7 protein-coding genes are annotated in these 14,446 nt (G+C 55.3%); 3 read left to right on the top strand and 4 right to left on the bottom strand.

All coding sequences use genetic code 11. The annotated features are described in order from the left end of the window. The first annotated feature begins 79 nt into the window (after positions 1–79). Together JTA15_RS06190 and JTA15_RS06185 are read left to right on the top strand one after the other, a co-directional pair. Positions 80–748 carry an epoxyqueuosine reductase QueH gene (locus JTA15_RS06190; protein ID WP_020884202.1) on the top strand — a complete coding sequence of 223 codons (669 nt, stop codon included), beginning with the start codon at positions 80–82 and terminating at the stop codon, positions 746–748. Positions 749–867: 119 nt separating this feature from the next. Next, entirely contained in the window at positions 868–1,140 is a 273-nt protein-coding gene (locus tag JTA15_RS06185; RefSeq protein WP_014169987.1) for a YqjD family protein, read from the top strand. A 32-nt stretch (positions 1,141–1,172) separates the two neighbouring features. Here JTA15_RS06185 and JTA15_RS06180 read toward each other — a convergent pair whose 3' ends face one another. Continuing rightward, positions 1,173–2,636, bottom strand: coding sequence for an EAL domain-containing protein (locus JTA15_RS06180; protein ID WP_196355606.1), 1,464 nt, complete (start codon positions 2,634–2,636; stop codon positions 1,173–1,175). Positions 2,637–2,927: 291 nt separating this feature from the next. On the opposite strand from JTA15_RS06180, the gene JTA15_RS06175 reads away from it, so the two are divergent. Then, positions 2,928–3,812 carry a MarR family transcriptional regulator gene (locus tag JTA15_RS06175; protein WP_196355607.1) on the top strand — a complete coding sequence of 295 codons (885 nt, stop codon included), beginning with the start codon at positions 2,928–2,930 and terminating at the stop codon, positions 3,810–3,812. 35 nt (positions 3,813–3,847) lie between these two features. On the opposite strand, the gene JTA15_RS06170 is transcribed toward JTA15_RS06175, so the two are convergent. From JTA15_RS06170 to JTA15_RS06160, 3 genes are all read right to left on the bottom strand, one after another. Continuing rightward, a complete protein-coding gene (locus JTA15_RS06170; protein ID WP_219372981.1) occupies positions 3,848–5,023 on the bottom strand; it encodes an HlyD family type I secretion periplasmic adaptor subunit in 1,176 nt (391 codons plus the stop codon). Continuing rightward, positions 5,020–7,200 (bottom strand): type I secretion system permease/ATPase, encoded by a 2,181-nt coding sequence (locus JTA15_RS06165; protein WP_047744624.1) that lies wholly within the window; start codon positions 7,198–7,200, stop codon positions 5,020–5,022. The genes JTA15_RS06170 and JTA15_RS06165 overlap by 4 nt, the downstream gene beginning before the upstream one ends. Positions 7,201–7,276: 76 nt before the next feature. Further along, positions 7,277–14,446, bottom strand: a 7,170-nt coding sequence (locus tag JTA15_RS06160) for an Ig-like domain-containing protein (RefSeq protein ID WP_219372980.1), incomplete at its 5' end; no start/stop codon positions are given.

The raw sequence follows: 14,446 nt of genomic DNA, 5'->3' as shown, positions 1-14,446 counted from the left end.
TGGGGTTTGCCCTGAACGTTCACTTTCTTCGGTTACGGGACTACAATTCAATAAATTTCATTCACATAGAGTTGATACGATGAGTACAACCCCCTTTATCCGCCCTCAACTTACCCTGCCAGACGGTGCCGACAAACTGCTGCTGCACTCCTGCTGCGCCCCCTGCTCGGGAGAAGTGATGGAGGCCATCCAGGCCTCGGGAATTGATTACACCATATTTTTCTATAACCCCAATATTCATCCACAAAAGGAATACCTCATCCGTAAGGAGGAGAATATTCGCTTTGCGGAAAAACACGGCGTGCCGTTTGTCGATGCCGATTACGACACCGATAACTGGTTTGAACGCGCTAAGGGCATGGAATGGGAACCCGAGCGCGGCATCCGCTGCACCATGTGCTTCGATATGCGTTTCGAACGCACGGCGTTGTATGCGGCAGAAAATGGTTTTCGCGTCATCAGTAGTTCATTAGGGATCTCCCGCTGGAAGAATATGCAGCAGATAAATGACTGCGGCCAGCGTGCGGCAGCGCGCTATCCGGGGATGGTCTACTGGGACTATAACTGGCGCAAACAGGGCGGTTCCTCGCGCATGATTGAGATAAGCAAGCGGGAACAGTTTTACCAGCAGGAATATTGCGGGTGCGTGTATTCGCTCAGGGACAGTAACCTGCACCGCAAGTCTCAGGGCCGCCCGCTTATCCGGATTGGGAAACTGTATTACGGTCAGGATGAGAATGAGAAATAAAGGGTTTATGGCATAGAGATATATCCGAAAACAGGAGGATTTTGTGCCAATTTCCGCCCTGCGTCCCTTAAAACGCAAAAGAGAGGCTATCCTTATACTATCAACACAAGGAGGCAAAAATGACTGATTTCAATACTGATAAAAATACACAGTTTGCAGAAGACAAAGCGAAAAATAAACTCGATGAACTGGCAGGCTCAGCCCAGCAGCAGTTTGGCGATTTCGTTGACTCCCCTAAGCATCAGGTTAAAGGTGCTGCCAAGAAATATGCCGCACAGGCCAGCGACGCCGTTTCCGATGTCACTGAAGCGGTGAGAAACAATCCCCTGACGGGTTTAATTGCTGCGGGGGCGGTAGGTATTGTTCTCGGCCTGTTACTGGGTCGAAAATAAATAAAGGCCCTTCGGGGCTTTATTTTTTCGCTTTAGCTAAACAGTCTGACCATGCGATCTAATTCGTCTTCTTTCACCGCCCGCGACAGATAATAGCCCTGAAAACTTTTAACCCCAAGGGCGACTAACTTCTCAAACTTCTCTTCGCTATCCACCCCTTCAGCAATACAATCCGTGCCGGTCATATCGCTGTATATCTGTATCGCTTTAATAAGATTATAATCGTTGTCATTCGCCACAAAATGCTCGACGATATCCCGGTCAAGCTTTAATCCATCAAAATGCACCTGCCTTACCGGGAACATGGTTTGATGGTTGGAAAAGCAGTCATCGAGAAACAGCCGGCACCCGGTATTGCGTAAACGCCGCATGGTTTCTGGGATCGTCCTATCCTTGGTCACATCAATATCTTCCGCAAATTCAAAGACCAGTTTGTCGGCCCACTGCGGATTGAGCAGCATCGCCACAGCCTTTTTGGCCATGTCGGGAAGTGCATTACCCGAGGCAAGTCGCGGGGGGATATTGACGGAAAAATAATATTTACCGTTATATTTATTAATACCTGACACCGCAGCATGAATCACTAGCGCAGTAATTTTTAGCCATATTTCCTGGCTTGAAATATCAGTAAGAAAATTAACTGGCTTGATAATTTTACCATTATTATTCCAGCGAATGAGTATCTCAAACCCCACCCCTTTCTTATAACGATCGGTTATGATCTGATATGCAGGGAATATTTCTCTTTTTAGCAATGCATTATAAACCGACGTCTCTTTGGCAGAGAGACTTTCTTTTTGCGTTAACCGTTCCGTGCTTCCTTCCATTCTTAAGGCATGCGGATCTTTCAGCCAGCGTCGGATCTGGTGTAATTTTTTCACCCCTTCCTTACGATGGGTATAAACCGTTTTATTAGACAGCCCCATTTTTTCACACTGCTCTTTTACTGACATTCCGCGATAAAAATTTAATAAAACACTTACCTCTCTTTCGGTTAAACCTTTTACGTTTTCCTGATAAGACACCCCCCAGTATTGGTCACGCAATGAACGTGAGTTATCCTTAAATACGTCATTATGCATACGAAAACAGGTCATAACATCAGACACGCTGGCTATACGAATCAATGAAAGCTGGAAAGTATTATTTAACAGATTCCCCAGCGTTCGATACAGCCAGCCATCCGGCATTTCCCCGTACAGGGTTACCTTTCGAATAACAGGAAGTTTATTTAGCACGCAAGCGAGTCGCTTCAGGCTCTCCAGCAGAGAGACCACACCTTTGCCGAGAAACACCGAGATTTGAGCGTTTTGACTGCTAAGGATATTTTCCAGATCCTGCCGGGAAGGTTCATCCCCCTCAAAACGAACGTGCGAAGCGTCTATACCGTACTGTTTGAGTAACAGACTGTACCCCTGAAATGTGAAATGGCAGGTTGAGATGACAAATTTTTGCTCATAAAAAGCAGCATTTCTGAAAGAAATATTTTGGGTCATAACCTGCTCCTGGGCACAAAAACACATATCCCATTTGTGAATGTAACAAAATATAAAAAAACCCTGTTGTTGATAATAATTTTACAGTACACCATCAGGTTAAGAAACCGTTATCAACGTGACTCACGAGAACATCTTTGTGTTAATCACCGCCTGTATCCATATGCAGTATAAATATAAAATTCGCATCAAATAATAACGGTAAATATGTCAATCTCAAGGTATAATGAAAAATCCGAAAGAAGACTGGATACTTCATCTATCGGCTCATTCATATAAGAGACAAACGCTATGGATAATCATATCTCATCCAGGGCCTTGCTACATCGAAGGGATGTCATTAAAAACAATCCGCGATTCAGTGAGGCAATAACAGAGCACTACACCATTAATGACGCCATCTACAAAAAACAACCTTTGTTCTACAAAACGATGCTTCAGGAATCACGGTTCAACATTATTCTTTCCATGTGTTGTTTTATCTTTGGAAATCAGGCTGAGTCAGTATCAGAAATTAAAGAATTATGCTCCCGTTATAAAATTGCCAGCCCCAACAGTGTGATTGCGATCATCACCTTGCTCAGAACCACCGGGCGCATCAAGACCTGGCGCTGCAGTGAAGACAGACGCAAAACGAGAATCGCACCGACTGAAAAGGGACTTAATGAACTTAAACGCTACATGTCCGGCGCATTTTTGCCGGTAAGTATTCTTTTCCCAAAGTTTAATATCAACGTTAATCTGCTGGATAACGACATCCTGCGAAATAACTTTTTCCGTCGCGCAGCGGAATACCTTTTCAGGGGATTAACGTTCAGGAAGGTTTTGCCTGAAGTGGGATTGTTTATTGATAAAGACGGAGGGCGGATGATAATGTTATATCTTTACCTGCAGGCCATAAAAAATAAAACCGCACATGGCGCAGTAATACCCTATTCAGCCAACTTACTGGCTAAAGAATTTTTTGTTTCACGGATCCACGTCAACCGTATTATCAAATCGGCGCAAGAGGCGGGTTATCTTAAAGATCAGGGTGATGGCCAGATGTCGATTTACCCGGCGTTTATAGAACTGGTCGAAAACTATGCCGGATTATACTTCGCCTATGTGACTCACTATATCAACGTTGTTCCTAAAGAACGACGCCACGTTGTTAACATAACGTCGACGGTATAATGTTTCTGGCGTTCGGTTTCCCGAACGCCCTTTGTTTACCGTTCCCGCAGTGCTTCTTTCGCCTTATTAAGCGGTTTCAACAGATAATCCAGAATCGTTTTACTGCCTGTTTTAATATCAACGGTCGCAATCATCCCCGGAAACACCGGGAAGGTTTTGCCTTGTTTATTGGTCAGATGGTTACTGTCAGTGCGGATATAGACCCGATAGTAATACACATCCCTTTTCACCTCATCCTGAAGCGTATCCGGCGAAATCATGGTCACCTCGCCCTCCAGCCCACCGTAAATGGAGTAGTCATAGGCGGTCACTTTCACCAGCGCTTTTTGTCCCGGATGAATAAAGGCGACATCGCGCGGCGAGATTTTCGCTTCAATCACCATCTGGTCATCAAGCGGAACCAGGCTCATCAGCTTGCCGTTTGGCGGAATCACCCCTCCCACGGTTGTCACGTCGATATCCTTAACGATCCCGCGCACCGGCGCATTGAAGGTCAGTCTCGTCAGCGAATCTTCACGCCCTTTCATCACCGAACGTTGCGCTTCAATCTCCGCGTTCGCTTTCGCCAGCTCTTCACGGGCGCGAACGTAATACTGGTTTTTCATCTCGGTGATTTTGTTCTCAAGCTCATTTTTTTGACGCTCAAGACGTAACACCTCCACCTTACTGGCTGCCCCCTGCGTCACCAGCGGACGGGTCAGCGACAGCTCACGCTGCACCAGTTCGGCCCCCTGCCGTAACCCTGCCAGCCCTTTCTCAAGACTTTCGCGACGAGACTGATACAGCGCCGTTTCCTGTTTGACCAGTTCAACGTCATCATCCAACTCTGCCGGAAAAGCCAGTGCCGTGTCGTTCACTTCGGCCTTCAGACGCGAGGCGGTTGCCAGCGCGGCATTCAGGCGCGATTCACTCTCCAGCACGCTTGATTCGGTTTTCGTCCGGTCAAGCTGTGCCAGCTGCTGACCACGCTCAACGATGTCGCCTTCACGCACCAGCAAACTGTGAATAATGCCCCCCTCAAGGGACTGGATCACCTGCTCGTGCGAAGAGGGGATCACCTTGCCGCTACCGGTGGTGACCTCATCAAGGCTGAACAGGCTTGCCCAGGTGATAAATACCGCCAGCAGGGCGAACAGCGACCAGGCGACCCAGGTTGACCGCGGCAAGCATGGCTCCTTCAGGCGGCTGTTGACGCGAGAGAAATCAGTCATGCTACGCCCTCCTCTGCTACTGGTGTCGGTTTCATGGTCACGGTACGCTGTGAGGCTTTTTGCGGCGCCATACCGTGCTGGCGAAGAATGGCGTCGCGCGGGCCATCCATGATCACCTTACCGTTTTCCAGCACGATGATACGGTCAACCAGTTCCAGAATAGGCAGACGATGGGTCGCGACCACCAGCGTCCGGCGCTTGCCCAACCACGGTTTAAGGTGCTGGATAAACTGCTTCTCACTCATCTCGTCAAGCCAGGCGGTAGGTTCATCCAGCAACAAAATGTTCGGAGAGGTGATCAGGGCGCGAGCCAGTAATAACGCCTGACGCTGCCCGCCGGACAGGCCCGCGCCGCCTTCGTTGATAATGTAGTTGAGCCCCATTTTCTGTTTGCGGACAAACTCCAGCGCACCACTGTTCACCAGCGCCTGATGGATCTCATCGTCGGTGGCCAGCGGGTTGCCCATCAGAATGTTGTCCCGCACGGAGCCAAAGAACAGCCGCGCCTGCTGGCTCAGCAGCTGCATGTCACGGCGCACGTCAGCCGGGTCCAGATGGTTCAACGCGATATCATCCAGCAGAATGCTGCCCTGCTGAGGCTCCTGCATCCCTGCCAGCAGCTGCAGCAGCGTGCTTTTGCCGGAGCCATTGCGTCCGAGCACCGCCACCCGCTCACCGGCGCGAATCTGCAGTTTGCTGATGTTCAGAACGGTGAGTTTTTCTTCATCGTCGTACCAGAACCCCACCTCTTCCAGCGCATAATCCCCCCGCAGATGGGCTTTGTGCACCTTCTTGCCCTGCTGAGGATCGTCAATCGGGCGCTGCATCAGATCGTCGAGTCCTTTACGCGCCACTTTCGCCGACTGCCAGCGGGAGAGCACGCCTGAAATTTGCGACAGCGGCGCGATGGTCCGGGACGCGAGAATAGAGGTCCCCACCAGCGCACCGGTGGTCATGTCCCCGCTGATAACCAGATAACACCCCACCAGCAGCACCACGGCATACACAATCGACTGCACCTCCTGCGTCCAGGTCAGCAACAGCCCGGTCAGCCAGCGCTGCTTCATGCCGACGTTAGCGGCAACATCATTGGTGTTATTCCACTGATTCTGGAAGCGCTGTTCAGCGCGCATCAGCTTGATGTCTTCAATGCCCTGAACCGCTTCCACCAGCGTGGCGTTACGAATGGCGGACTCGCGCATCCCTTCGCTGGACAGTTTGCCCAGCGGGCGCTGGACCAGCAGGCCCGGGATAAGCAGCAGCGGCACGGCAAGCAGGACAACCAGTACCAGCGGTCCGCCAATCATCCACAAAATGAACACAAACAGCAGGAAGAACGGCAGATCGGAGATGGCCGCAATGGTGGTGGACGTGATCAGTTCACGAACCGACTCCAGCTCGCGGATCTGGGCAATAAACGACCCGGTTGACTTAGAGCGGGCCCCGTTTTTAATCCGCAGCGCGTGTGCAAAAACGCGTTCAGAAATACGCAGGTCGGCGCGTTTACCCACCACATCCGAAATGTGCACGCGCAGCATGCGCATGATGAATTCGAAAACAATGGCGATCATCACGCCGCCAAACAGGACCCACAGCGTGGCTTCCGATTGCGAGGGCACCACCCTGTCATACACCTGCATGGAAAAGACCATGCCGGAAAGGGCCAGGACGTTAGCGACCAGCGCCACCAGCATAATATCGCTGTAGCGTCGCCAGTCCTTCAGGGCCAGCTGCCAGAACCAGTTTTTCTCATACGGTTTGATGTAATCATCCACCCGGGCATCCGGCGTGGACTCGAGCGGGCGCAGCACCAACAGTCCTGTCAACCGTGAGCACAGCGCATCACGCGTCAGCGTCGTCTCCAGGCCGCCGTCACCGCTGAACTGCAGGCTCACGTTGCCCTCGCTGTCCATGCGGTTAATGACCGCGATTTGCCCGCCGGTAAATTCCGCAAGCAGAGGTAAACGCCACGGGTCGAGGGAGACCGCGTCGGCCGCCACCATACGCATCCCTAACCCAAGCTGGCGTGCCATCTCTTCCAGCACCAGCTGGCGTGGAGACTGGCTTTCATGGTTAATCGTGACCCGAACATGCTCTGCCGAGAAGTCCAGCCGATAGTGCTTCGCGATGATGAGCATGCCCTGCAACCAGGGTTCGTACTGTGGATGTGTCTTCATAATGTTGTGAAATCTTTTATCGCTCTTCGTTGTAGCCACGCAAAAGGCCGCGAGGATCGCTCCTCGCGGCATAGTTTTACGCAATTAACAGTTGATGATTTGCCAGCAGCGTAGCCAGATCGGTCTGCACGCCGTTCAGCGTGACCAGCGTTGTGGGTGAGAACTGGCCGCCGCTACCGTCCAGGTCAACCTGGATTTCGGTATTGCTGCCGTTTTGCACCACGCGGATGTAATCGGTGATATTCCCCGCACTGCCGTCCAGCGTGGCGACCCCGTTCACATAGCTCGCTGAGCCCGTACCGGTGTAGCCGCTGCCTGAAAGCAGGTCGCGCAGGTCAATACGGTCCGTATCCGCCGTGCCTTCCCAGGTGCCTACCGTAAAGCCGTTCACCACATCACTGCCGTTACCGCCTGTGGCATTGGAGGCGTTGATCAACGTGTAGAGCAGCGTATCGTGACCGCCGCTGCCAATATTGAACGTGTCGTTACCGCCACGGCCTTCGAACTGGTTGTTACCGCTGTTGCCGGTAATGACATCGTCAAAGTCCGAGCCGTTAATGCCCTCAATGTTCAGCAGGCGTGAGGTACCAAACCCGGTGTCCTGCGCGGTAGAAAGACGCAGGTCGACGGTCACGCCGGACGTCGCATTGCGGTAGTCCACCACGTCCATCCCCCCGGTGTTGCTCCAGGTGTCGTGATCCGAGTGGGTCGTCCAGCCGCCGGAACCGTTATAGGTATACGTGCCGTCCTCGGCGATAAAGGTGTCGTTATACCCGGTACCGGTAAGCGTCCCGCTGTGCCCCCCGGTTGCTGCTTCGGCAGTGAGGACGTAGCCCTCTTTACCGTTGCCAGCTTCCAGACCGCTCCAGGTGACGTTATCCGACACGCCATTGGTGATTTTCAGGATCTCGGCCGAGTAAGTTTCATTCGGATCCAGACCGTAGAAACTCACCAGTGCAGAGGTATCGTTCGAACCGATACCGGACTGGGCGTTGATGATCTGCGAGGCCACCAGTACGCCCGCCGCGTTATACAGATTGACCGTATTACCGTAGTAGGCGTTGATACCCTCACTGTCGACAATGTGCAGATGCATCGCCGTGCCGTCGGCAACGGTTTTGCTGTTTTGCACCAGCACCACTTTGCCGTTCTGCTGCGACACCAGCAGATCCTGCGCGCCGTCCCAGTTGTAATCCACGGCGGCCACACCGGTGACGTTCGCCAGTCCGGAAGCCAGCTGACTTGCTGTCCAGCTTGAACCGTAACCGTTGTTGGTAAACAGGGTTGCGGTCTGTGATCCGCTGTAGGTACTGAGCTTGATGATGTCCATCTGGCCGTCAGCGTTCCAGTCCACCGCCACCGACAGATACCCTGCTGACGCGTTAGACGCCTCAACCGCGCTCTTGGTGGTGGACAGTTTCCCGGTACCGTCGTTGTAGTAGATCACCCCGCCGTTGTTGTTGTAGCTGCTGCCCAGGTACAGATCCATGTAGCCATCGCCGTTGAAATCCGCCCACGTCATCGACGCCGCTGTGGTGGTATTCGCCACGTTTGCCACAAACACGTTAGTCAGGTTCTGACCGAGGGATAACGTCCCGTTACCGTTGTTGTTAATCACGGTAAGCGAGTACGCGCCGCTGCGGTTGGTGTGCTGAACCACATCCACGGTGCCGTCGTTATTCAGGTCGACGCCGGAGATTTCACGCATGGTGGTGAATTGTCCCCAGAATCCGGCGCCGCCATAGCTCCCATCCGGCGTGAGTACCCCCTTGTTGTTAATAAGGTAGGTAATGGAGTCCGCACCGGCATCGCCATACGCAAGGTCCAGATACCCGTCACCGGTTTTATCGTAGGCAATGACACCGCCGTACCAGATAGTGGTTCCCATACCCAGTTGGCTGGCGTTGTAAGTGCTGCCATCGTAGGTCCACATCACCTGTGTAGACCCGCCGTAGGTGGTTTCAGTCGCAAAGATGTCCTGCGTGCCGTTACGGTCGAAATCGGCGGCGGTCTGGCTTACGGCAGGGAAGCCACGCGTATTGGTCAGCGCGTTCGCCGCGTAGGTTGAATCATCACTGCTGGAATAGGACTGTCCGTTAGCAATGATATTCCACAGGCCGCTGCTGTTCATGCCGACGGTCATGGTCGAGTTTTCGCTGTTACCCGCCGTGGTGGCCCAACTGGTATTCACCGTGGTGGTGTCAATCACCAGGCTGCCGCTCGCCGTCCCGGTGGTATTGCCGTTACCCGCGCTGCTCTTCACCTGTGCCGTTACGTTATAGCTGGCAACGCTCAGTGCATCGCTGTCCGGGATCTGCAGATACCAGGTGTTGTGATCCGGGTCGACCACCACCGCGCCGCCCGTCTGCGAGGTGTAGGTTTTACCGTTCACATTCACCACCAGGTACTCGCCGTTCACCAGATCCGCGGAGACCGTTCCGCTGACAATCGGCGTGGTATCCGATGTTGTCTGCGCGGTAATTGCCGCCGTGGTGGTCGGGATACTGGTATCGACGTTCAGTACAAACCCGTCCGATTCCGTATAGTTACCGGCTTTATCGGTTACCCGCAGGATATACGTATGATTGCCATCGCTCAGGCCGTTATCCTGGAAGGACCAGCTTGCGCTACCGTTCATCGTGACCTGGCCCAGCAGGATCCCGTCACGATAAAGCTGCACAATCTCACCGTCATCCGGCGCGCGGTTCAGCGTTCCGTTGATCAGCGGCGAGCTGTCATCCGTCGCCATCGCGCTGCCAAAGGAGCCCAGACGCTCACCTTCGTCATCGGTATAGCTCACCACGGTGCCCACGGTGGTTGGCGGCGTGGTATCCACCGTCACCACCTGCGATGAGGTTGAGCCCACGTTGCCCGCCTGGTCGATAATCCGCACCTGATAGGTGTAATCACCGTCAGCCAGATCGCGGGTATCGGTGTAGCTCCAGCGCTGGTTGGTTACCGTTGCATCTGTCCAGGTATTCCCGCCGTCCAGGCTAATCTGCACGCGTTCATCATTGGCCAGCGCGCTGCCAAGCGAGCCGTTGAGCGTAAGCGTGGTGTCCATGGTGATGAAATCAGTGCCGGACTGCCCGGTATCTTCACTGATGCTGTCAATGGTGATGCCGTACTGAGGCGCGTGGGTATCAACCGTGACCGTCTGCGACGTGGTTGCCCCGACGTTTCCGGCCAGATCGACCACCCGCACCTGATAGTTATAGCTACCGTCGGCCAGGGTACGCGTGTCGTTATAGCTCCACTGTGTGCCATTCACCGTCGCGTTAACCCAGGTGGTGCCGCCATCCATACTGACCTGAACATACTCGCCCGCACCGGGTTGCGCCCCCAGCGTCCCGTTCAGGGTGTATGACGTTGAACTGGTCAGGAAGTCGTTGTTGTCGAAGCCGGTATCCACGGTGATGTTATCCACGGTCACCGTAATCGCCGCATCCGGGGCGACCGTATCGACAGTCACCTGCTGATGGGCACTGGATCCCACGTTACCTGCGGCATCCACCACGCGCACATAATAGTCATAGGTGGCATTACCCAACGTACGGCCGTCCACGTAGTACCAGCTGTTGCCGGTGACAATCACGTTCTGCCAGGTCACGCCACCGTCGATGCTGATTTGCGCATATTCGCCGTCAGCCAGCGTCGCGCCGAGCGAGCCATGCAGCGTCAGCGAGGTATCATGGGTGATAAAGTCGCTGCTGCTCAGGCCGGTGTCATCGCTGATGCTGTCAATGGCGATGGTTTTACTGGCATCGGGTGCCACGGTATCAATGGTAACCACCTGGCTGGTGGTGGCGCTGATATTGCCCGCATCGTCAATCACGCGAAGCTGATAGTTATAATCGCCGTCCGCCAGCGTGCGGGTATCAACCCAGGTCCAGCTCAGTCCGCTGACGCTGACATCCGTCCAGGTTACGCCGCCATCGAGGCTGATCTGCGCGTGATCGCCACTCCCCAGCGCCGCACCGAGCGTCCCTTTCAGGCTGATCTGGTTATCGCTGGTGATAAAGTCGCTGCCAGACAAACCGGTATCCTGACTGACGGAATCGACCGTAATGGTCGTCGCCGCAGGTGCGGTGAGATCCACCACCACGTTCTGGCTGTCCGTTGCCCCTACGTTACCCGCGTTATCAATCACGCGGACCTGGTACTGATACGTACCGTCCGTCAGGGTGCGGCCATCGGTGTAGCGCCAGGTGGTGCCCGTGACGGCCAGGTCAATCCAGCTCGCCCCGCCGTCCACGCTGATCTGCGCTTTCTCGTTATTGCCGAGCTGCGCGGTCAATGAACCGTTAACAATAATCTGGCTGTCGTTGGTGATGAAATCACTCGCGCTCAGCCCGGTATCGTTTTGCAGGGCGTCGATACTGATCCCCATTGACGGCGCGGTCAGATCCACGGTCACGGTGTGATCGTCGCTGGCAGTGTTACCGATGGTATTACTCACCTGGGCATGGATCACATACGATCCTCCGTCTGCCAGCGCGGTCACGTCTGCACTGCCTACGGTGTAGTTCCAGCTACCGTCAGCCTGCACGGTTGTGGTGTAGGTTTTGCCGTTCAGGGTGATGGTCACCGTCTGGCCCGCAGGTGCGTCGGTGGTACCACTGACCACCAGAGGGATACCATGTTCAGCGGCGCTGACGATATCGTCCTGCGCAAAGGTGTGGATAGTTATGGTCGGGACATCACCGTTCAGCGTCACGTCGTGCGTCGCGCTGCCCGGGTTACCGGCCTTATCGTTCACCGTCGCCGTTAGGGTGTAATTCCCGTCGCTCAGGCCGAGGAAATCATGCCCTGGCACAAAGACCGACCACGAGCCGTCCGCCCCCACGGTCGCCTGATAGTTGTGATCGTTGAAGGAAACCGTCACCGTCTGGCCCTGTTCCGCCGTGGTGGTGCCGCTGATGGTCTGGCCTGCCAGCTGCTCAGCGTTATTGACAATATCGTCATCCGCCACAGTGCCGATGGTTACGGTTGGCGCTACGGTATCCACCGTCAGGGTGTGAGTGGTCTGTCCGCTGTTACCCGCTTTATCGTTGACTGAAGCGGTCAGCGTCAGCGCCCCTTGATTCAGGGCCGCCAGATCGGCGGCCGGCACATCCAGCGTCCACGTACCATCGTTCGCCACCGTTGCGCTGTAGGTTTTCCCCCCCAGCGTTACGGTAACGGTCTGCCCGGCTTCCGCGCTGGTAGAACCGTGCACGGTCAGCGGCTGCTGTGCTTCTGCTGCATTTAACACGTCGTCGCCAGAGAGCGTATTCACGCCGATCACCGGCGCGGTGGTATCCACGCTGATGCTGTGCGTTGCCGACGCGCTGTTGCCCGCGCTGTCCTGGGCAGCAACGGAGACAGGATAATGTCCGCCATCGGTCAGTGCGCCCACATCAGCAGCCGGCACGGTAGTCGTCCAGGAGCCGTCGCTCTGAATGGTGGCGGTGTAGCTTTTACCGTTCAGAGTTACCGTGACCTGCGTCCCGCTGGCAAACTGCGCGCTCGAGCCGTTAATCACCAGCGAGGAGCCTGCTTCTGCCGCGTTGATCACGTCGTCGCCGGCAATGGTATTCACGGTCAGCGCCACCGAGGCCGTGTTGACTACCACATCATGGGTCTTCGTGCTGCTGTTGCCCGCACTGTCGGTAATGGTTGCGCTGAGGGTCGCGGTGCCGTCAGCCAGCGAGGAAATGACGCTGGCCGGTACGCCCACACTCCAGTTGCCGCTCGCATCCACGGTTGTCGTGTACTGATGAGACCCGACGGTAATCACCAGCCTGTCGCCGACGTTTGCACCGGTTGCACTACCGCCGACGATCTGCGCCTGCGCATGCTCCACGCTGTTGATCACATCATCAACGGCGACCGCGTTAAAGCTGATAACCGGTGGCGTGGTGTCAAGGGTAATGGCTTTATCCGCGCTGCCTGGGTTACCGGCCGCATCGCTCACGCTAACCTGTACGGTGTAGCCGTTGTCGGCCATCGCGGTCAGGTCGGCCCCGGGCACATTCACACTCCACGTGCCGCCTGCCTGAACCTGCGCAGTGTACTGCTTATTGCCGAGCGTTACGGTGACCGTCTGACCCGCTTCTGCCGTGGTGGTGCCGGTGATGGCCACACCTGCAGATGCTTCGCTGGCGTTGATCACGTTGTCGCCGGCAACCGTATCAATCGTCACGGCAGGCGCGGTCGCATCGACGCTGTATTCGCGCCCTGCTGAGGCGCTGTTGCCGTTCACGTTGGTGACGCTCACCTGTACGCTGGCATCGCCGTCTTTCAGACCGGCCAGGTCAGCAGACGGTACCGTCGCCGTCCAGTTACCGCTGGCATCAACGGTGGCCGTGTAGTGCTTGCCGCCAAAGGTGATGCTGACGGTCTGGTTGGCTTCCACGTTGCTGGTGGTGCCGGAAAGCAGCAGATCTGCCCCTTTCTCCGCCGCGTTAATCACATCGTCAACGGCAATGGTATCAATGCTGATGGCGACGGTCGCCAGATCAACAGTGACGTCATGGCTGATGGTCACCGGATTGCCCGTGGTGCTTTGGCCTGCAACGGTAACGGTTACCGTTCCTGCCGGCAGCGCGCTTACATCCGCCGCCGGAATAGCCGCGTTCCAGGTCCCGTCCGCCAGTACGGACGCCGCATAGGTTTTGCCGTTCACCGTTACCGTAAGCATGGTCCCCGCTGCCAGCCCATCGCTGGAGCCGCTGACAATCAGGTTCTGACCATGCTCRATGCTGTTRATCACATCGTCRCCTGCCACGGTATCRACACGCAGGCCCGGCAGGCTKGCRTCRATGGWGATATCRCGYTCGCCGGAACCGGTATTGCCGTGYCCGTTGGTGACGGTGGCCGTCACGCTCAGTCCGCCGTTACCCAGCGCTGTCAGCACCTCTGAAGGCACGTTGACGGACCAGGTCAGGTCATCCTGCACCGTCGCCGTCCAGCTGTTACCGCCCATCGTAACGGTGACGGTATTGCCCGCTTCCGCGTTCACCACTTTCCCGCCGATCGTCTGGCCTGCCGCCACTTCCGCTGCATTGATGACGTTGTCACCGGCCACGGTGTTGATGRTGACGGTYGGCAGCGCGGTGTCGACCTGCAGGTTCGCCGTATTGCTGACGCTGTTCCCCACGGTGTTCGTCGCGGTTGCGCTCAGGGTGTAGTTCGCCTCACCCAGCGCGGCCAGATCCGCTGCCGGTACCGTCAGGCTCCAGCCGCCGTCCGCCGCGGTTGTTGC

Source organism: Enterobacter sp. BIDMC 29 (assembly GCF_019378755.1).
GTDB lineage: Bacteria > Pseudomonadota > Gammaproteobacteria > Enterobacterales > Enterobacteriaceae > Enterobacter > Enterobacter ludwigii.
The sequence above is the reverse complement of the archived record's forward strand: the minus strand, read 5'-3'. Positions and strand labels throughout refer to the sequence as shown.

What these genes read in the sequence shown, in the direction of transcription:
- JTA15_RS06190 (WP_020884202.1), top strand. Translation starts at nt 80, where the DNA reads ATGAGTACAACCCCCTTTATCCGCCCTCAACTTACCCTGCCAGACGGT.
- JTA15_RS06185 (WP_014169987.1), top strand. Translation starts at nt 868, where the DNA reads ATGACTGATTTCAATACTGATAAAAATACACAGTTTGCAGAAGACAAA.
- JTA15_RS06180 (WP_196355606.1), bottom strand. Translation starts at nt 2,636, where the DNA reads ATGACCCAAAATATTTCTTTCAGAAATGCTGCTTTTTATGAGCAAAAA.
- JTA15_RS06175 (WP_196355607.1), top strand. Translation starts at nt 2,928, where the DNA reads ATGGATAATCATATCTCATCCAGGGCCTTGCTACATCGAAGGGATGTC.
- JTA15_RS06170 (WP_219372981.1), bottom strand. Translation starts at nt 5,023, where the DNA reads ATGACTGATTTCTCTCGCGTCAACAGCCGCCTGAAGGAGCCATGCTTG.
- JTA15_RS06165 (WP_047744624.1), bottom strand. Translation starts at nt 7,200, where the DNA reads ATGAAGACACATCCACAGTACGAACCCTGGTTGCAGGGCATGCTCATC.